Source organism: Streptomyces sp. NPDC028314 (genome assembly GCF_055565795.1).
In genome coordinates, this window is sequence record NZ_JBVHTP010000002.1 from 266,837 (window position 1) to 284,203 (window position 17,367).

17 protein-coding genes and 2 tRNA genes are annotated in these 17,367 nt (G+C 69.1%); 13 read left to right on the forward strand and 6 right to left on the reverse strand.

Features of this window, described 5'->3' with window-relative positions; translation table 11 throughout:
• Positions 1 to 6: 6 nt before the first annotated feature.
• From gyrA to ACZ4TG_RS05395, 5 genes are all read left to right on the forward strand, one after another.
• Positions 7 to 2,619 carry a DNA gyrase subunit A gene (gene gyrA, locus ACZ4TG_RS05375; protein WP_468159999.1) on the forward strand — a complete coding sequence of 871 codons (2,613 nt, stop codon included), beginning with the start codon at positions 7 to 9 and terminating at the stop codon, positions 2,617 to 2,619.
• Positions 2,620 to 2,622: 3 nt separating this feature from the next.
• Complete coding sequence (locus ACZ4TG_RS05380) at positions 2,623 to 3,255, forward strand: DUF3566 domain-containing protein (protein ID WP_468160000.1); 633 nt, start codon at positions 2,623 to 2,625, stop codon at positions 3,253 to 3,255.
• Positions 3,256 to 3,349: 94 nt separating this feature from the next.
• A tRNA-Ile gene (locus tag ACZ4TG_RS05385) sits at positions 3,350 to 3,423 on the forward strand.
• A 145-nt stretch (positions 3,424 to 3,568) separates the two neighbouring features.
• Positions 3,569 to 3,703 (forward strand): DLW-39 family protein, encoded by a 135-nt coding sequence (locus ACZ4TG_RS05390; RefSeq protein WP_208809277.1) that lies wholly within the window; start codon positions 3,569 to 3,571, stop codon positions 3,701 to 3,703.
• A 123-nt stretch (positions 3,704 to 3,826) separates the two neighbouring features.
• Complete coding sequence (locus ACZ4TG_RS05395; RefSeq protein WP_468160001.1) at positions 3,827 to 5,149, forward strand: hypothetical protein; 1,323 nt, start codon at positions 3,827 to 3,829, stop codon at positions 5,147 to 5,149.
• A 55-nt stretch (positions 5,150 to 5,204) separates the two neighbouring features.
• Here the strand turns inward: ACZ4TG_RS05395 and ACZ4TG_RS05400 are convergent, their stop codons facing one another.
• Both ACZ4TG_RS05400 and ACZ4TG_RS05405 read right to left on the reverse strand, forming a co-directional pair.
• Positions 5,205 to 6,530, reverse strand: a complete 1,326-nt coding sequence (locus ACZ4TG_RS05400; protein WP_468160002.1) for a serine/threonine-protein kinase — start codon at positions 6,528 to 6,530, stop codon at positions 5,205 to 5,207.
• Positions 6,531 to 6,562: 32 nt separating this feature from the next.
• On the reverse strand, positions 6,563 to 7,111 hold the full coding sequence (locus tag ACZ4TG_RS05405; protein ID WP_468160003.1) for a helix-turn-helix domain-containing protein: 549 nt from the start codon (positions 7,109 to 7,111) through the stop codon (positions 6,563 to 6,565).
• A gap of 160 nt (positions 7,112 to 7,271) precedes the next feature.
• Here ACZ4TG_RS05405 and ACZ4TG_RS05410 point away from each other — a divergent pair.
• Both ACZ4TG_RS05410 and ACZ4TG_RS05415 read left to right on the forward strand, forming a co-directional pair.
• Positions 7,272 to 7,344 (forward strand) — tRNA-Ala (locus ACZ4TG_RS05410).
• A 206-nt stretch (positions 7,345 to 7,550) separates the two neighbouring features.
• Positions 7,551 to 8,978, forward strand: coding sequence for an ATP-binding protein (locus ACZ4TG_RS05415; protein WP_468160004.1), 1,428 nt, complete (start codon positions 7,551 to 7,553; stop codon positions 8,976 to 8,978).
• Between the two features lie 540 nt (positions 8,979 to 9,518).
• Here ACZ4TG_RS05415 and ACZ4TG_RS05420 read toward each other — a convergent pair.
• Complete coding sequence (locus ACZ4TG_RS05420; RefSeq protein ID WP_468160005.1) at positions 9,519 to 9,641, reverse strand: hypothetical protein; 123 nt, start codon at positions 9,639 to 9,641, stop codon at positions 9,519 to 9,521.
• Between the two features lie 396 nt (positions 9,642 to 10,037).
• On the opposite strand from ACZ4TG_RS05420, the gene ACZ4TG_RS05425 reads away from it, so the two are divergent.
• Positions 10,038 to 10,934: an SRA domain-containing endonuclease gene (locus tag ACZ4TG_RS05425; RefSeq protein WP_468160006.1), complete on the forward strand. Its 897-nt coding sequence runs from the start codon at positions 10,038 to 10,040 to the stop codon at positions 10,932 to 10,934.
• Positions 10,935 to 11,057: 123 nt separating this feature from the next.
• A complete protein-coding gene (locus ACZ4TG_RS05430) occupies positions 11,058 to 11,231 on the forward strand; it encodes a hypothetical protein (RefSeq protein ID WP_468160007.1) in 174 nt (57 codons plus the stop codon).
• A 469-nt stretch (positions 11,232 to 11,700) separates the two neighbouring features.
• Here ACZ4TG_RS05430 and ACZ4TG_RS05435 read toward each other — a convergent pair whose 3' ends face one another.
• Entirely contained in the window at positions 11,701 to 13,167 is a 1,467-nt protein-coding gene (locus ACZ4TG_RS05435) for an MFS transporter (protein WP_468160008.1), read from the reverse strand.
• Between the two features lie 109 nt (positions 13,168 to 13,276).
• Between ACZ4TG_RS05435 and ACZ4TG_RS05440 the strand changes: the two genes are divergently transcribed.
• On the forward strand, positions 13,277 to 13,756 hold the full coding sequence (locus ACZ4TG_RS05440; RefSeq protein WP_468160009.1) for a MarR family winged helix-turn-helix transcriptional regulator: 480 nt from the start codon (positions 13,277 to 13,279) through the stop codon (positions 13,754 to 13,756).
• A 136-nt stretch (positions 13,757 to 13,892) separates the two neighbouring features.
• On the forward strand, positions 13,893 to 14,405 hold the full coding sequence (locus ACZ4TG_RS05445; RefSeq protein ID WP_468160010.1) for a LysM peptidoglycan-binding domain-containing protein: 513 nt from the start codon (positions 13,893 to 13,895) through the stop codon (positions 14,403 to 14,405).
• Positions 14,406 to 14,487: 82 nt separating this feature from the next.
• Here ACZ4TG_RS05445 and ACZ4TG_RS05450 read toward each other — a convergent pair whose 3' ends face one another.
• A complete protein-coding gene (locus ACZ4TG_RS05450; RefSeq protein WP_468160011.1) occupies positions 14,488 to 15,177 on the reverse strand; it encodes a DUF5324 family protein in 690 nt (229 codons plus the stop codon).
• A gap of 176 nt (positions 15,178 to 15,353) precedes the next feature.
• Between ACZ4TG_RS05450 and ACZ4TG_RS05455 the strand changes: the two genes are divergently transcribed.
• On the forward strand, positions 15,354 to 15,881 hold the full coding sequence (locus ACZ4TG_RS05455) for a peptidylprolyl isomerase (RefSeq protein ID WP_468160012.1): 528 nt from the start codon (positions 15,354 to 15,356) through the stop codon (positions 15,879 to 15,881).
• Between the two features lie 135 nt (positions 15,882 to 16,016).
• Positions 16,017 to 16,898 (forward strand): rhomboid family intramembrane serine protease, encoded by an 882-nt coding sequence (locus ACZ4TG_RS05460; RefSeq protein WP_468160013.1) that lies wholly within the window; start codon positions 16,017 to 16,019, stop codon positions 16,896 to 16,898.
• A gap of 129 nt (positions 16,899 to 17,027) precedes the next feature.
• Here the strand turns inward: ACZ4TG_RS05460 and crgA are convergent, their stop codons facing one another.
• The gene (gene crgA, locus ACZ4TG_RS05465; RefSeq protein WP_190185596.1) at positions 17,028 to 17,282 is read right to left on the reverse strand and encodes a cell division protein CrgA; all 255 of its coding nucleotides are present in this window, start codon (positions 17,280 to 17,282) and stop codon (positions 17,028 to 17,030) included.
• Between the last annotated feature and the right edge of the window lie 85 nt (positions 17,283 to 17,367).

Sequence of the window (17,367 nt, forward strand, 5' to 3'; positions counted from 1 at the left end):
CCAGCAATGGCCGACGAAACCACCCCCACTGCGGAGAACCCCGCGGAGGAGCAGCCCGTCCTGCGCATCGAGCCCGTCGGGCTCGAGACGGAGATGCAGCGCTCCTACCTCGACTACGCGATGTCCGTCATCGTCTCGCGCGCGCTGCCCGACGTACGGGACGGTCTCAAGCCCGTCCACCGCCGTGTGCTCTACGCGATGTACGACGGCGGCTACCGGCCCGAGAAGGGCTTCTACAAGTGCGCCCGCGTCGTCGGTGACGTGATGGGCACCTACCACCCGCACGGCGACTCCTCGATCTACGACGCACTGGTCCGCCTGGCCCAGCCGTGGTCGCTGCGCATGCCGCTGGTGGACAGCAACGGCAACTTCGGCTCCCCGGGCAACGACCCGGCGGCCGCGATGCGCTACACCGAGTGCAAGCTGATGCCGCTGGCCATGGAGATGCTCCGGGACATCGACGAGGAGACCGTCGACTTCACGGACAACTACGACGGCCGCAACCAGGAGCCGACGGTCCTGCCGGCGCGCTTCCCGAACCTGCTGGTGAACGGTTCCGCCGGTATCGCCGTCGGTATGGCCACCAACATCCCGCCGCACAACCTGCGCGAGGTCGCGGCCGGCGCCCAGTGGGCGCTGGAGCACCCGGAGGCCTCGCACGAGGAGCTCCAGGACGCGCTCATCGAGCGGATCAAGGGCCCGGACTTCCCGTCCGGCGCCCTGGTCGTGGGCCGCAAGGGCATCGAGGAGGCGTACCGGACCGGTCGCGGCTCCATCACGATGCGCGCGGTGGTGGAGGTCGAGGAGATCCAGAACCGCCAGTGCCTGGTGGTCACGGAGCTGCCGTACCAGACCAACCCCGACAACCTCGCGCAGAAGATCGCCGACCTGGTGAAGGACGGCAAGATCGGCGGCATCGCCGACGTGCGCGACGAGACCTCGTCGCGGACGGGTCAGCGCCTGGTGATCGTGCTCAAGCGCGACGCCGTCGCCAAGGTCGTGCTGAACAACCTGTACAAGCACACCGACCTGCAGACCAACTTCGGCGCGAACATGCTGGCGCTGGTGGACGGGGTGCCGCGCACCCTGTCGATCGACGCGTTCATCCGCCACTGGGTGCAGCACCAGATCGAGGTCATCGTCCGGCGCACGCGCTTCCGCCTGCGCAAGGCGGAGGAGCGCGCCCACATCCTGCGCGGTCTGCTCAAGGCCCTGGACGCGATCGACGAGGTCATCGCGCTGATCCGGCGCAGCAACACGGTCGAGATCGCGCGCGAGGGCCTGATGGGCCTGCTGGAGATCGACGAGATCCAGGCGAACGCGATCCTGGAGATGCAGCTCCGCCGCCTGGCGGCCCTGGAGCGGCAGAAGATCGTCGCCGAGCACGACGAGCTCCAGGCCAAGATCAACGAGTACAACGCGATCCTGGCCTCCGAGGAGCGCCAGCGGCAGATCGTCAGCGAGGAACTGGCGGCGATCGTCGAGAAGTTCGGCGACGACCGGCGCTCCAAGCTGGTGCCCTTCGACGGCGATATGTCCATGGAGGACCTGATCGCCGAAGAGGACATCGTCGTCACGATCACGCACGGCGGCTACGTCAAGCGCACCAAGACCGAGGACTACCGCTCGCAGAAGCGCGGCGGCAAGGGCGTGCGCGGCACGAAGCTGAAGCAGGACGACCTGGTCGACCACTTCTTCGTCTCCACCACGCACCACTGGCTGCTGTTCTTCACGAACAAGGGCCGCGTCTACCGGTCCAAGGCGTACGAACTCCCGGACGCCGGCCGCGACGCGCGCGGGCAGCACGTGGCGAACCTGCTGGCCTTCCAGCCGGACGAGAAGATCGCCCAGATCCTCGCGATCCGCGACTACGACGCGGCGCCCTACCTGATCCTGGCCACCAAGGGCGGCCTGGTGAAGAAGACGGCGCTCAAGGACTACGACTCGCCCCGTTCGGGTGGTGTCATCGCGATCAACCTCCGGGAGACCGAGGACGGCAGCGACGACGAGCTGATCGGCGCCGAGCTGGTGTCCGCCGCGGACGACCTGCTGTTGATCAGCAAGAAGGCGCAGTCGATCCGCTTCACGGCGACCGACGACGCGCTGCGTCCGATGGGGCGCGCGACCTCCGGTGTGAAGGGCATGAGTTTCCGCGGCGGGGACGAACTGCTCTCCATGAGCGTGGTCCGGCCCGGTACGTTCGTCTTCACCGCGACCGACGGCGGCTACGCCAAGCGGACGGCAGTGGACGAGTACCGCGTCCAGGGTCGTGGTGGTCTGGGCATCAAGGCAGCCAAGATCGTGGAGGACCGCGGTTCGCTCGTCGGCGCGCTGGTGGTCGACGAAACGGACGAGATTCTCGCCATCACGCTCAGCGGTGGTGTGATTCGTACGCGCGTCAACGAAGTCAGGGAGACCGGCCGTGACACCATGGGCGTCCAGCTGATCAACCTGGGCAAGCGCGATGCAGTGGTAGGCATCGCCCGCAACGCCGAGGCCGGTCAGGAAGCTGACGAGGTCGACGACAGCGAGAACGAGATCGGGACCGAGGCAGCCGACGGACAGGCCGCCGAGGCCGCCGAGGGCACGCAGCCTTCGGCTGGGGAGCACGAGGAGTAAGTCGTGAGTGGAGCCACGGGCGCCGGACCGGCCAAGACTGGAGCGAACGGTGCCCGTGGCCCTGCCGCGGACTCCCAGGGGGGAACCGTGACGGATACCCGAGGACCGAAGCCCAAGTCGAAGGCGGACGCGGGCCAGGACCGGGCCGAACAGCCGTACCAGCCTGCGCAGGCCTACCCGGCGCCCTCGGGCCCGGGTGCGCCGCGCGCGGGCCAGGGAGCCGGTGCGCAGCGCCAGGCGCGCACGGGGGCCCGTACGGCTCCCCGGACGCGCAAGGCGAGGCTGCGGGTGGCCAAGGCCGACCCGTGGTCGGTGATGAAGGTCAGCTTCCTGCTGTCGATCGCGCTGGGCGTGTGCACGGTCGTGGCGTCGGTGGTGCTGTGGATGGTCATGGACGCGATGGGCGTCTTCTCGACCGTCGGCGGCACGATCAGCGAGGCGACCGGCTCGAACGAGAGCAACGGGTTCGACCTCCAGTCGTTCCTGTCGCTGCCCCGTGTTCTGATCTTCACCTCGGTGATCGCGGTCATCGACGTGGTGCTCATGACCGCGCTGGCGACGCTCGGATCCTTCATCTACAACCTGTCGGCGGGCTTCGTGGGCGGCGTGGAGCTCACGCTGGCCGAGGACGAATGACCGCTGACTGACCTGCGGGGATGTCTCCGGGGAACGGATTTTGGCTCGACCGGGTCTGTGCGCTAACCTTCAGGAGTCAGCGCGCAGCGCGGATGGGGCTATAGCTCAGTTGGTTAGAGCGCATCCCTGATAAGGATGAGGCCACAGGTTCAAATCCTGTTAGCCCCACAGTGTCGAAGACCCCCAGGCCATAGGCCTGGGGGTCTTTGTCGTTCGGCCAGTTGAAGGCTCACCAGATAACTGATCGGTATCGGTCGGTGTGTATTGTTGGGCGCCAGAAGTCCCCAACGTCAACGAAAGACGAGGTCGCGCGGTGAAGAAGCTGCTCCTGGTCGCACTGGCCGCCATCGGCGGGCTCCTCGTGTACCGCCAGATCCAGGCGGACCGCGCCGAGCAGGACCTGTGGACGGAGGCAACTGACTCCGTGCCTTCTGGTTCTGGCGTGTGAGACCCACGATTGATCCCATGAAGCCCCGGCTGCCGCTGCTGCCGGGGCTTTGTGCTGTTCTGTGACGAAAACTTGCATTATGCAAAGATTTGGCTTGCGCGAGCAAATTCGGGGTGCGGTGTGATGGGTCGGGGACGTCAGGTACGGAGAGCGGTGCTGGCGGGCGTCGCCGTCACGGCGCTCGCGGCGGGACTGCCCGCGGTGGCGCAGGCGGCCCCCTCCGCGCCCGGCACGCAGCCGCAGCCGGTGCCCGCCTACCGTCCCGCGGACGGGGCGAAGAAGGCCGAGGGCAAGCCGTCGACCGCGGACACCCCGCTGCTGGAGACCGGGACGGTCTACGAGGACTCCATCGGCCCGGGGGAGCGGTACTACCAGCTCCGTCTCGACGCCGCGTCAGACGTGTACGTCTCGGCCGTGGTCCGGCCCCCGTCCGGCGTCAAGGTCGGCTACAGCGACGGCATCGAGGTCGAGATCATCACCCGGGAGGGGCGGCGCTGCCCCGGCTACGGGCGGGCGTCCTTCGGCTACGACCCGGTCCCCGTCAGCGCGGCGGCGGTCCGGGTGGTCCGGGAGGACGCCGAATGCCAGACCGCCGACACCTACTACGCCAAGGTCACGCGCAGTGTGGTGAAGGATTCGGACCAGGGGCGGTGGCCGGTGGAGCTCCTCGTCCAGCGCGAGCCGGCCGTCGGCGCGGGCAGCGTCCCCACCGTCGCCCCCAGCGTCCGGCCCTCGGCCTCGCCGACGCTGCCCGGCGGCGAGGCGGTGGGCCGGACCGGCGGCACCGGCTTCAACGACGCCCGCGCCCTCTCCGCCGGGGTCTGGCGCGATGAGCTCAGGCCCGGGCAGACCCGCTACTACCGCGTCCCGCTCGACTGGGGACAGCAGTTGGGGCTCGGAGCGGAGATCGCGGCCGCCAGGATGACGAAGCAGTACGCATCGGCCTCGAACGGACTCACCGTCTCGGTCTACAGCCCGTACCGCGCGCTGGTCGACTCCAAGGACGCCTCGTACGACGGCAAGCAGGCCGGAGTCACCCTGCCGAAGACGGCGCCGGTGGCGTACGAGAACCGCTTCTCCGACGATGCCGAGGTGCGCGGGACGCGAGTGGCCGGCTGGTACTACGTCGCCGTGACCCTGGGCGGGAAGGTCGGGGAGTTCACCGAGGACGCCACCCCGGTGCCGCTGACCCTGCGGATGGACGTCATCAGCGGGCCGGGCAAGGCGCCCGCGTATCAGGAGAGCCTGAGCGGCTCGGGGTTCGGGGTGGGCGCAGCCGACCAGGCCGCCGCCAAGGACGGGCTCACCGGGCCGGAGGCCGCCGCGGCGGAGGACACCCGCTCGGTGATGCGGGTGGTGGCCGCCGGGGGCTTCGGGACCGGGACGGTGCTGCTGCTCGTGCTCGGGGGATGGTTCCTGCTGTCCCGGCGGCGCCCGGCCGGCTAGGGCCCAGGACCGGGAGGGACCAGGACCGGGAGAGACCAGGACCGGGAGGGGTGGCCTAGATCCGGGTCAGGGCCCAGACGCCCACGGCGAAGCAGAGCAGTGCGGCCGTGACGATCCCGGCGGTGACCTTCGCGGGGGGCGCGGGGATCCGGCCGGCGCGGGCGGGCGCCGCGACCGCGTACGGGGTGGTGGCCGGCTCGGGCGCCGGGCCGGGCACGGCCGGCGGCGGGAGGTGGAAGCTGCCCGTCTGCGAGGGGCCGTACGCCGTCGGCGGCGGGCCGTACGAGTCCTGCGGCGCGGGCGGCGCCGCGTACGCGGCCGGGGTGGACGCCGAGGGCGTGGCCGGGGCCGGAGCCGCCGGGGCCGGAGCCGCCGGGGCCGGAGCCGCCGGGGCCGGACGGGCGGTGCCGCGCGGGTCGGCCGGGGTGGCTTCGCCCGCGGCCCGAGCGGGCGCGGGGGCCACGGCGGCGGTCGGTCCCCCGGGGGTCACCGCGGCGGTGCTCTGCGGGCCCTGGGGGCCGAAACCGGCGGGGAGCGGGCCGAGTTGGTCGAACACCTCCACCGGGTCCTCGTCCGGGGCGGGGGGCGGGAGCAGCTCCACGGCCTCGGCAAGGGCCTTGCGGGCCCCTGTGGCGGTCTTGAAGCGGGTCTGGGGATCCGGCTGCAGGAGGTTCGAGATGACGTCCCACAGCGGCGCTGGGACGCCTTCGGGGGCGTCGGGGGTGCCGTGGGCGAGGAAGTGCTCGACCAGGGCCTGGGAGTCGGGCTTGCGGCCCTGGAGGAGGTACAGGGCGACCAGCCCGGCGGCGAAGAAGTCGGCGGGGAAATCGGGTTCGGCGCCCAGCAGTTGCTCGGGCGCGAAGTAACCCGGCGTGCCGACGACGTAGTTGGTCTCGGTGAGCCGGGGCTCGCCCTTGCGCATGGAGATGCCGAAGTCGGACAGCCGCAGGTGCGGCCGCCCGGTTCCAGTGGCCTCCATCAGGATGTTGGCCGGTTTGATGTCGCGGTGGACGACGCCCTCCGCGTGGACCGCCGCCAGCCCCGACAGGAGCTGGTCGAGCAGCGCGCACGCGAAGCGGGGCGGCAGCGGACCGTAGTCCCCGATGACGTGGGCGAGGGACCCGCCGGCGACCAGGTCCATGGTGAAGAGGACCTTGTCGTCGTCCGCCGCCCAGCTGGCCGGCGCGAGCACGTGCGGATGATCGATCCGCAGGGCCTGCTCGCGCACGAACCGCAGCAGGGTGTGGGCGTCACTCTGCAGGAGGACCTTCGCGGCGACGTACCGCCGGCGGCGGTGGTCCCAGGCGCGCCATACGGCTCCCGCTCCACCGCGGCCGATCGGGTCGATCAGCTCGTACCGGCCCGCGAAGACCTCACCCATCGCTGTGCCCGTCCCCCGTCGTCAGCCGTGTGTCAGTTCTGGTGGGACTCGTAGTGAGCCACCGCGTCGGCGGTGCGGCCCGCCCCGTACACCCGGAGGAACTCTGCCAGTTCCGGGTGGGTGGGAGCGAGGGTGTCCGCGGCGTCGATGATGTCCCCGGCCGCGGAGACCGAACGCAGCAGCGACTGGATCTCGCGGACCACGCGCTTGACGGTGGGTGCACCCGAACTGGTGGGGGTCTGCCCGCTGTTGCTGAGGACGGAGCCGCCCTGGGTCTTCTTGATCTCGTCCATCCGGTCGGTGGCCTCCCCCGCGCTGACGCTTCCGTCGGCCACCTGGCCGGCGAGGTCCTGGAGGGCCTGGACCCGCTGGACCACGGCCGGGTTACCGATCTTGGCGCGCTGGCCGCTCATCAGCTGGGACAGCATCGGCGCCGACAGTCCGAGGACGGCAGCGAGGCGAGCCTGGTTCAGGCCGAGGTCATCTATGAGCCGGCGGAAGAGAGCTCCCAGCGGCTCCCCGTACCAACTGCGCTGGAGCTCTCTGGCTCTGGCCGTGGCCTCTTGCTGTACTGCGTCCACTCTTACTACTCCCCTTCGCTGGTGCGAACCTCGCGAGCATCTTACGGAGAGTGGTCGCGGGGCGGGAGTCCCTATCATTTTGCGGGATGAGGGGGTAGACCCGGTACTCTGTTCTGCGGAACGGCCACTCTTTCACCGGGGACGGTCGCGCCTTCTTCTCGGGGCCTTAGCTCAGTTGGTAGAGCGCTGCCTTTGCAAGGCAGATGTCAGGAGTTCGAATCTCCTAGGCTCCACACGATAGAACCCCTCTGACCTGCGGAAACGTTGGTTTAGGGGGGTTTTTTCGTGCGCGCATGTGCGCACGTAGGGATTTGGGCTGCCAGTAACAGATCTCCCGGCCTCGGGCGGGGGCCATCGGCCAGGCGGGTGGCATCATGCTTGCATTGATGAAACTATCTTCGATGCAAGTCTCTGATGAGGTCCAGCGGAGGTGTTTGCCATGAACGGGTTCATCGGCCGTCGTAACGAACTCGGTCTCTTGGAGGACCTGCTGTCGCCAGTGCGGACTGGTGGGCGCAGTGGTCGGCCCGGGCGAGCGGTGCTGATCCGGGGGCGGCGGCGCGTGGGTAAGTCCCGGCTTGTGGAAGAGTTCGTGGAACGCGCAGGGATCGCGCACCTATTCTTCACTGCGGTTGGCGGTTCGAGAGAAGAGGACCTGGCGGGATTCACGGCGGAAGTCGCTGCTTCTAGCCTCCCCGATGCCGACCGCTTCGCAGACTTCGCGGCCCCGCAGACCTGGGACGCGGCCCTCGCCCTGCTTGCCTCTGCCCTGCCGACGGATGCGCCCAGCATCGTGGTAATGGACGAGATGCCCTACTTGGTGCGTGAGGACCCGAGTTTCGAAGGTGCGCTACAGAAGGCCTTTGACCGGACTCTGTCCAAGTTGCCGGTACTTCTTGTGCTGATCGGTTCCGACATCGCCATGATGGAGCAGCTCAACACCTACGGCCGACCTTTCTACCAGCGAGGCACGGAGATGGTCGTCCCCCCACTGACCCCGGCGGACGTTGCGCGCATGCTGGACCTGCCGCCGGCGGACGCCTTCGACGCCTATCTCGTCAGTGGCGGGCTTCCGCTGATCCTGGAGGAATGGCCGCAGGGAGTGAGCCTCTGGGATTATCTGGGCCTCGCTCTGCGTCGGCCCACCTCGGCGCTGTTGGTGAGCGGAGAACGCACGCTGGCGGCAGAGTTCCCCACTGAGGCGCAGGCGCGGACCGTACTCGGCGCCATCGGCCACGGTGAACGCACCTTCACGCTGATCGGCCGGGCTGCGGGTGGCCTCAACCCCGGATCGGTGACGCGTTCTCTGGACCTCCTTACCGGTCGCCGCATGGTCGCCGCCGATCTGCCCCTGTCGACGCGGCCCAGCCGCGAGACCCGCTACCGGATCGACGATCCGTACCTGCGCTTCTGGCTCTCCTTCATCGGTCCTGGCATCCCGGCTGTCGAGCGGGGTCGTGGTGACCTGGTCCTGGAGACGATCCGTGCGGGCTGGACATCCTGGCGCGGCAGGGCTGTCGAACCGGTCGTCCGCGAGAGCCTGTGGCGTCTGGCCGATGACCGGCTCCCTGAGGGCACCAACACCGTCGGCGGCTACTGGACCCGTACCAACGATCCGGAGATTGACATCATCGGCGCCGACCGGGCACCTATCGCCAAGAAGATCACTGTCGTGGGGTCGATCAAGTGGCTTGAGAACAAGCCCTTTGATCACCGTGACTTGGCGCGGTTGATCAACCATCGCGCCCAACTCCCGGGTGCGGATGAGGACACCCCGCTCCTCGCGGTTGCCCGCAGCGGCTGCACTGCCGAAGGTATTGACCATCTGCTGCCCGAGGACCTAATCCAGGCGTGGAGCTCAGACTGATTCAGGTGTCGTCCAGGAATGTCTACCTGGGTGGCACGCTGTAGCGCACCAGCGCTCTGGGATACGTCAGCACTCGGGGTCTTGCTGCTCCTCAAAAAGAGCGAGTAGACCGAGGGGGCGACATCACGGATCACGCCGAGGTGGAGCGTGAACGCCACCTAGATCTATCCGGCGGGGGTGTCAGCGGCCAGTCCGCATTCCCCACGTACGGCCAGTTGCTGCGTGTACGTTCCGTGATGCTTGTGCGATCCGAAGCGGAGCTTCGAGGGCCACGTGGTCACCTGCCGCGGCAATCTAGCGAGCCTGACCGTTGGGGTTTCATCGTGCGTCGGGTCAGCTCCATCCGGCGCTCTTGAGGACACTGGCGCGACGGCCGAGGGCGGCACCTTGGTGGTGTCGATGGTGAAGTCTGCGATGGCGGCCTGATCGAGGATCTGGTGGAGCTGGCTGGCCCGTTCCAGGTGCCAGGGCTGGGACCCGGGGTCGTTGTTGGCCTCATGGCGGCGCCTGAGCCGAGTGTGCACAGCGGGGAGGCCGCGGTTAGGCGGCAGATCGGAGCGGCATGCCGATCGCAGCCTGGTAGCCGGGGCGCTCGGCCGCGTTCTCGGCGACCCCGGCCAAGACGATCCGCCGCACACCGGCGTCGAGGTAGTTGGCGGTCACGCCGCGCAGGTTGCGCAGCAGCAGGCGGGAGTTGCACGGGTCGTCGTCGGAGGCGGGCCAAGACTGGCAGAGAGGCGGTCCGGGTCCATGGCCGCGTGCGGCATCCCCGCGTCGGCGAGAAGGCGCCAACCAAGTCGGCAATCGAGGTCTTGCCGACACCGACGGTCCCGGTGATCAGCAGCGCACGCGGCTTTGCCCCGTCCAGTGACGACCGCCCCCACGAGCGAAGGTAACTGTTACGTAACGCCTAGATGGCCTTTTTGGGGCAATTGGTGGGTATTTATCCAGCCGATTGACGCCATTTCACCTCCACTCAGAGTGTCCTGGGCGATAATCCAGCCTGGTTTTTCAGGCTGGATTATCTATCCTGTAGGCATGGTCGAGGGAGGAGGAACGATGGACGACGGTTCGTTGTCGCTGGGCTCCGACATCACCCGCGAGGAACTGCGCGCCCGATTTGGGGGGCCCACGCAAGGCGCGATCTCGCCGTCCAAGACAAGCGGCAGGATCATGCTCTTCACGGGACCGTCCACCGAGACCACAGATCTCGAAGGTTGGGGGTCCGACGGCTGCTTCCACTTCATGGGCCTAGGTGCCTCCGGCAACCAGGTCATGAAGCAGGGCAACCGATCCCTGGCCAACCACAAGCAAGAAGGCCGCCAACTGCACCTCTTCATCCAGGCGCCGGACCCGGGCCGCCCAAGGCGGTACCGCTACGTCGGCCAGTTCGAGCTCGACCCATCCAACCCGCACTACAAGGCGGACGCGGTCGGCCTAGATGGAGCGATGCGAAGCGTGATCATCTTCCGTCTTCGCGCGGTGGGGGAGATCAGCACCTACGGACCTCGTCTCGCAGTTACACCAGCACAGGAACTGAGGGTTCAGGCCGCACCTCTCCGTCTATCCCGAGAGGCTGTGAGCACGGTGCGGCCGTCCGTCGTCCGTACTGAAAGTCTGCTGAGCCATGAGTACGCCCGTTACCTGCGCTCTCTCGGGCGTGACGTATCCCAAATCCAGATCAGCGTCGCAGGCGAAGCCGGCGCGTTGATTCCCGATCTTCTGGATGTGACTGAGAACCGGCTGATCGAAGTGAAGTCCAACGCCACCCGCAGTGCGGTACGAGCCGCCATCGGGGCCCTGGTGGACTACCGGCGCTTCCTCAACCCCACACCACGGCTCGTGCTGCTAGTCCCTGACAAGCCGCGCGAGGACCTTCTCGATCTCTGCGCGTCTCTGTGTATTGAGGTCATCTGGCGCGGCCCGAACTGGGGGTTTGTATCGAGCGATGACTGACGGTTGAGGCGGCAAGCGCACTGACATGCGTCGCCGTCTCAACCGCCTCGCGGCTTCCACAGGGTTCCTAGGCGCTGTGGCTGCCGATACCCATGTCCAGCGAAGAACAGGAGCGCACCCAGTATGAGCGATGGCACGGTGCAGGTCGAAGACAGCGGACCCGACCCGGCAAGGGCGTGGATGTACGGAGGAGCCTTGGCGGCCGGCGTCCTGCTGGTCCTGGCCGGGGACGTGACCCCGCTGGAGGCGTCGGGATTCGTCTCACCGTTCCTGGTGATCTACGAGCAGCGCCGGTAGCAGTGGAGGGGCGGCCGCGCCGTGGCCGCCCCTCGGCGATGCAAAACACCTCCGTGCTCAGGTGTCGGGGCAGCGAGGTGGGTGCTCCGAGCTAGTGCCCGGGCCTGCCTCTTGTGGTGCCCGTACCCCACGCGTCACGGACGAGCACCAGCGGCGCCACCCCAGGCAAGGCGACTGGATCACAGCCCTCGGGGCTCCTTGGAGAGCCCGTTTTGCGTTCTGCGATGACGGCTGCGCGGAGCGGGCGGACCTCCATGTGCACGGCCCCGGGATTGGGTAGGGTTGAGCGGGATCGAGCAGGGCTGAATGGGATCGAGAGCCCGGTATGTCGTGCAAAACCGCAGGTCAGCGTGGTCTTGATACCGGTTCGAATCTCCTAGACTCCACAGCACAAACACCCCCTGACCAGCGGAAACGCCGGACGGGGGGTGTTTTTTTCGTGCTCGGTGACGGTGTTTCACGTGAAACATCAGCCGCGGCGGGGGCTCCGCAGCAGGGTCGCGGCCAGGGCGATGGCGGTCAGGAGCAGGGCCGCGCCGATGCCGAACGCGAGGTGGTATCCGCCGGTGAGGGCTTCCGCCGAGCTGCGGCCGGCCGAGGCCAGGCTCTCGGTGCGGGAGGCGGCCAGGGTGGACAGGACGGCCACGCCTAGGGCCATGCCGATCTGCTGGGTGGTGTTGAACAGGCCCGAGGCGAGGCCCGCGTCCTCCTCGGCGGCGCCCGACATGCCCAGGGCGGTGAGGGCCGGCAGGACCAGGCCGCCGCCGGAGATGAGGAGCATCACCGGGAGCAGGTCGCTCACGTAATCGGCGTCGACGGGCAGCCGGACCAGCAGGGCCATGGCCCCGACCAGCAGGGCGAGACCGGCCAGCAGTACGTTGCGCGGGCCGAAGCGGGAGTTCAGCCGGGCGGAGACGCCGAGCGAGACGGCGCCGATCATCACGGCGGCGGGCAGCATGGCCAGGCCGGTGGCGGCCGCTCCGTAGCCCAGGACCTTCTGCATGTAGAGGGCGACCAGGATCTGGAAGGAGAACATCGCGCCCATGATCAGGACTTGGATGAGGTTCGCGCCGACCACGGTGCGGTGGCGGAAGATCCGCAGCGGCATCAGCGGGGTGCGCGCCTTGGCCTGACGCAGGACGAAGGCGGCGAGCAGGGCCAGGGAGAGGGCCCCGAAGCCCAGGGTGTGCGCGGAGAGCCAGCCGTACCGCTCGACCTCGACCACGCTGTAGATGCCGAGCATCAGTCCGGCGGTGACCAGCACGGCGCCGATGACATCGGCCCCGGCCCGCAGGCCCGGCCGTGCCTGGGCACTGTCGGCGGGGAGCGCGGGCAGTGCCAGCAGCAGGGCGGCGAGCCCGATGGGCAGGTTGATGAAGAAGATCCAGTGCCAGTCGAGGGCGTCGGTCAGGACCCCGCCGGCCACCTGGCCCAGCGAGGCTCCGACGGCTCCGGTGAAGGAGAAGACGGCGATGGCCTTGTTCCGCTCCCGGGCCTCGGTGAACAGGGTGATCAGGATCCCGAGGCTGACGGCGGAGGTCATCGCGCTGCCGATGCCCTGGAGGAACCGGGCGGCTATCAGTACCGCGGGGGAACCGGCGAACCCGGCGAGCAGCGAGGCCGCGGTGAAGACGGCGGTGCCGGCCAGGAACATCCGCTTGCGGCCGATGAGGTCCCCCAGCCGGCCGGCGAGGAGCAGCAGGCTGCCGAAGGCGATCAGGTAGGCGTCGACCACCCAGCTGAGGCCGGCCGGGGAGAAGCCGAGGTCGTTCTGGATGGCGGGCATCGCGACGGTGACGATGCTTCCGTCGAGCACCGTCATCAGCATGCCGGTGGAGATCACGGCGAGGGCGGTCCAGCGGGAGCGCAGGGCCCGGGCGGGGGGTGCGGCGGTGGGGGTGACGGGGGGCGCGGGGACATCCGTGGCGGCAGGCATCGGCTTCTCCATCGGTGTGGTCGACCGCTCGGTGTGGGCGACTGATGCGACCGTAACAGATGGTTCCGTTGCAGACTATTTATTTCGGACTGATTGTTAGAGTGGAGCCATGACTGCCATGGCGCCCGCCCGGACCGAGCCCGACCTGTCGTACCTCCTGGACCACACCAGCCATGTCCTGCGCACCCGGATGGCGGCGGCCCTCGGCGAGATCGGGCTGACCGCCCGTATGCACTGCGTCCTCGTGCACGCGGTGGGCGAGGAACGCACCCAGATCCAGCTCGCGGAGATCGGGGACATGGACAAGACGACGATGGTGGTGACCATCGACGCCCTGGAGAAGGCCGGACTGGCCGAGCGGCGGCCGTCCGGCAAGGACCGCAGGGCCCGGATCGTCGCCGTCACGGACAAGGGCGCGGCGATGGCCGAGCAGAGCCGGCGGATCGTCGACCAGGTGCACGCCGACGCCCTGGGCTCGCTGCCCGCCCCGGACCGCGAAGCCCTGCTGCGGGGTCTGAAGCTCCTCGTCGAAGGCGCCCTGGACGCGCCCTCCGAGAGCCCCCGACCGGCGCGCCGGGCCCGGCAGTAGCGCCCGGAGGACGCCCGCGGCCGGACCGGGCCATCGCCCGGACGGCCCAGTCACGCGGCCGGTCGGCGCCCGGTGTCCGAGAGTGGGTGGAGGCACTCAGCCCTGGGGGCTACACCACGCCGGAGGCGTACACACCATGGGAATCTTCGACTTCCTGAAGTCCGACAAGAAGAAGGCGCACGAGGCCGCCGAGAAGGCGCAGGAGCAGGTGCAGCAGCAGGCCGCCGCCGCGCCCGCCGCACCGAAGGCGCCGGGCGGCGACCTCGGCGGGAAGTACACCGACGCCGCCTCGGCCACCAAGGCGGCCGCCGAGCGGATGGCCGCCACCGCCCCGCCGAAGCCCGCACCGGCCCCGCCGAAGCCCGCACCGGCCCCGCCGAAGCCGCCCGCCGCCCCGGTGGCGCACCACACGCCCACCCCCGCGTCCGCGGCGCACAAGGCCGTCCCGGCGGCGCCCATGCCGAAGCCGGCGCCCGCCGCGAAGAAGCGGACGTACACGGTCAGGTCCGGCGACTCGCTGTCCGCGATCGCCCGCCGCGAGCTGGGCAACGAGGCCCGCTGGCGGGAGCTCTACGCCATGAACAAGGGCGTCGTCGGCTCCAACCCCGACCTGATCCGGCCGGGCATGGTGCTCACGCTGCCCAACTGACCGGCAGGGCACGGGGAAGGGCCCGGATCCACTGGATCCGGGCCCTTCCCCGTGCCCTGCCGCCTGCCGCTGTGCCGGTGCGTCAGTTCTTCTGCTCGTCGGCCGAGCCCGCCTCGCTCTCCTTCGCCGCCAGCTCGTCGTCGAAGGAGGCCGGGGCGGCGTCGCGGGACCCCAGCTCCGTGGCCACCGGCGGCTCCACGAGCCAGTCCGGGTTCGACTGCTGGTCCCACCACTTCCAGGCCGCGAAGACGCCGCCGGCCACCAGGCCGACCAGCGCGACGCCCTTGAGGATCCTGCCGGTCCGGGCCCGCCGCTCGTGACGGCGCACCAGCCGCCGGACCTCCTTCGCCGACACCTGGCCGCGCAGGGCCGCCAGCGCGGCGGTCGAGCGGGAAGCGGCCTCCTCGGCGACCGGCTGGGCCGCCGCGAGCGCGCTCTCGATGCGCGGCTGCGTGTATTCGGCGGCCTGGCGCGCGGCCCGGCGGGTGTGGTGCACCGCCTGCGTGGCGGCCCGGTCCACGTTCGGCGGCACGTGGGAGCGCGCCGACTTGATGCGGGGGTGCAGATGGCAGTCGTACGTCGTGCGGGCATGGCGTGCGGCCTCGCCGGCCGCGTACGAGATCTTCGGCGCCAGCAGCTCGTTCGCCTCTTGCGCGTAGTGCACAGCCGCGTCCTTGGCGGTTCCTGCGTACGGCGCCACCACTTCCGCTGCGTGCCGCACGGTCTCCCTGGCGCTCTCGGCTGCCGCGTGCACGCTGTCCTTGCGGGTCACGGGAATTCCTCCTCCTCGGTGGCGGACACAGTTCACCTTTCCACCCTTTGTCGGATCATGCCTGTCATGACGTCGACCGGCGCGCGCGACAGGGCATACGGGTGGATGATTTCTCTGCCGTACGGCGCCCCGTGGGAGGATCAGGCCTCACAGCGATCACTATGGAAGGCAGATCCGTGGCCGAGAAGCTCTACGCCACCCTGAAGACCAATCACGGCGACATCGAGTTCGAGCTTCTGGAGAACTTCGCTCCGAAGACCGTACGGAACTTCGTGGAGCTCGCCACCGGTACCCGTGAGTGGACCCGGCCCACGGACGGTCAGAAGACCACGGACCCGCTCTACGACGGCACGGTCTTCCACCGGATCATCAGCGGCTTCATGATCCAGGGCGGTGACCCGCTCGGCAACGGCACCGGCGGCCCCGGCTACCAGTTCGCGGACGAGTTCCACCCCGACCTGGCCTTCACCAAGCCCTACCTGGTCGCCATGGCCAACGCGGGCCCGGGCACCAACGGCTCGCAGTTCTTCATCACCGTGGCGCCCACCGCCTGGCTGACCCGCAAGCACTCCATCTTCGGCGAGGTCACCGACAAGGCCAGCCAGAAGGTGGTGGACGCCATCGCCGGGCTGCCGACCAACCCGCGCACCGAGCGCCCCCTGGACGACGTGATCATCCAGTCCGTGGTCGTCGAGAAGCGCTGAGCCCGCCCGCGCGCCGGCCCGCTGCCCGGACGCCGGGAACCTTTGCGCCCCGCCCGTCCGTCCTGGATATACCTGGTTTCGTACCGGACGGCGGGGCGGCACCTCCCCCTGCCCCGCCGCTGATCGAGGGGACCGATGGACACCGACCGCCTGCCGGGCTGTTACCGCCACCCGGACCGCGACACGGGCATCAGCTGCACCCGCTGTGAGCGCCCGATCTGCCCCGAGTGCATGATCAGCGCCTCGGTCGGCTTCCAGTGCCCCGAATGCGTCCGCGCGGGCTCCGGTACGGGCCACGGCCCCGCCGCGAACGCGCCGCGCACCATCGCGGGCGGGGTGGTCGCCGCCGACCCGCACCTCGTCACCAAGACCCTGATCGGCATCAATGCCGCGGTGTTCTTCGTGGCGCTGCTGGTGCCGGGCACGGCCGTCCGGCTAAAGCTGCTCGGCCGCTACGTGGAGTTCTGGGGCGCGCCCCTCGAAGGGGTGGCCACCGGTGAGTACTACCGGCTGGTGACCTCGGTGTTCCTGCACACGCAGTGGTGGCACGTCATCGGCAACATGCTCGCCCTGTGGGTGATCGGCGGTCCGCTGGAGGCGGCCCTCGGCCGGGCCCGCTACCTCATCCTCTACCTGCTGTCGGGCCTGGGCGGCAGCGCCCTCGTCTATCTGCTGACCGCGCCGAACACCCCGACCCTCGGCGCGTCGGGGGCCGTCTTCGGCCTCCTCGGCGCCACCGTCGTGCTGGCGCGCCGGCTGCGCTACGAGATGCGCCCGGTCATGATCATGGTCGGGCTGATGGTGCTGCTGACCTTCGTGCGGATCGGGGACATGAGCGTGTCCTGGCAGGCCCACATCGGCGGCCTGGTCACCGGTGCGCTGATCGCGCTGGGCCTGCTCGCGCCCGCCACGGGCAGGAAGCGCACGCTGATCCAGTGGGGGACCTGTGCGGCGGTGTTCCTGCTGGCCGCCGGTCTGATCGTGGTCCGTACGGCGGAACTCACCGCACTCACCTGATCACACCGGCGTCAACTCTCCACAGAGTTATCCACAGATCTTCTGTCTTTTCCTCAGGTGTGGATGACGCTGTGGATAACTCATGGGGAGAGCTTCCATGGGCGGCGCTGGTGCGCTAAGAGCGCGGCCCTACTTCCACTGCGTGGAGACGCCGAATCCGGCCGCAATGAATCCAAAACCAACCACAATGTTCCAATTGCCCAGCGATTCGATCGGCAGCTGGGTATCGGTCACGTAGAAGACGACGATCCAGGCGAGACCGATCAGGAAGAACGCCAGCATGACCGGGGCCACCCAGCTGCGGTTCGTCAGCCTGATCGCCTGCGGCTGCCGCGTGGGCGGCGGGGTGTAGTCGTCCTTCTTGCGGATACGTGACTTCGGCACGAGGGGCTCTCCTGTCGATGCGCTGGGGACCTTGCCTCCCCCGGGCGTCCGTTAGCGTAGTGGACCTGTGGCGTTGAAGGAGAAG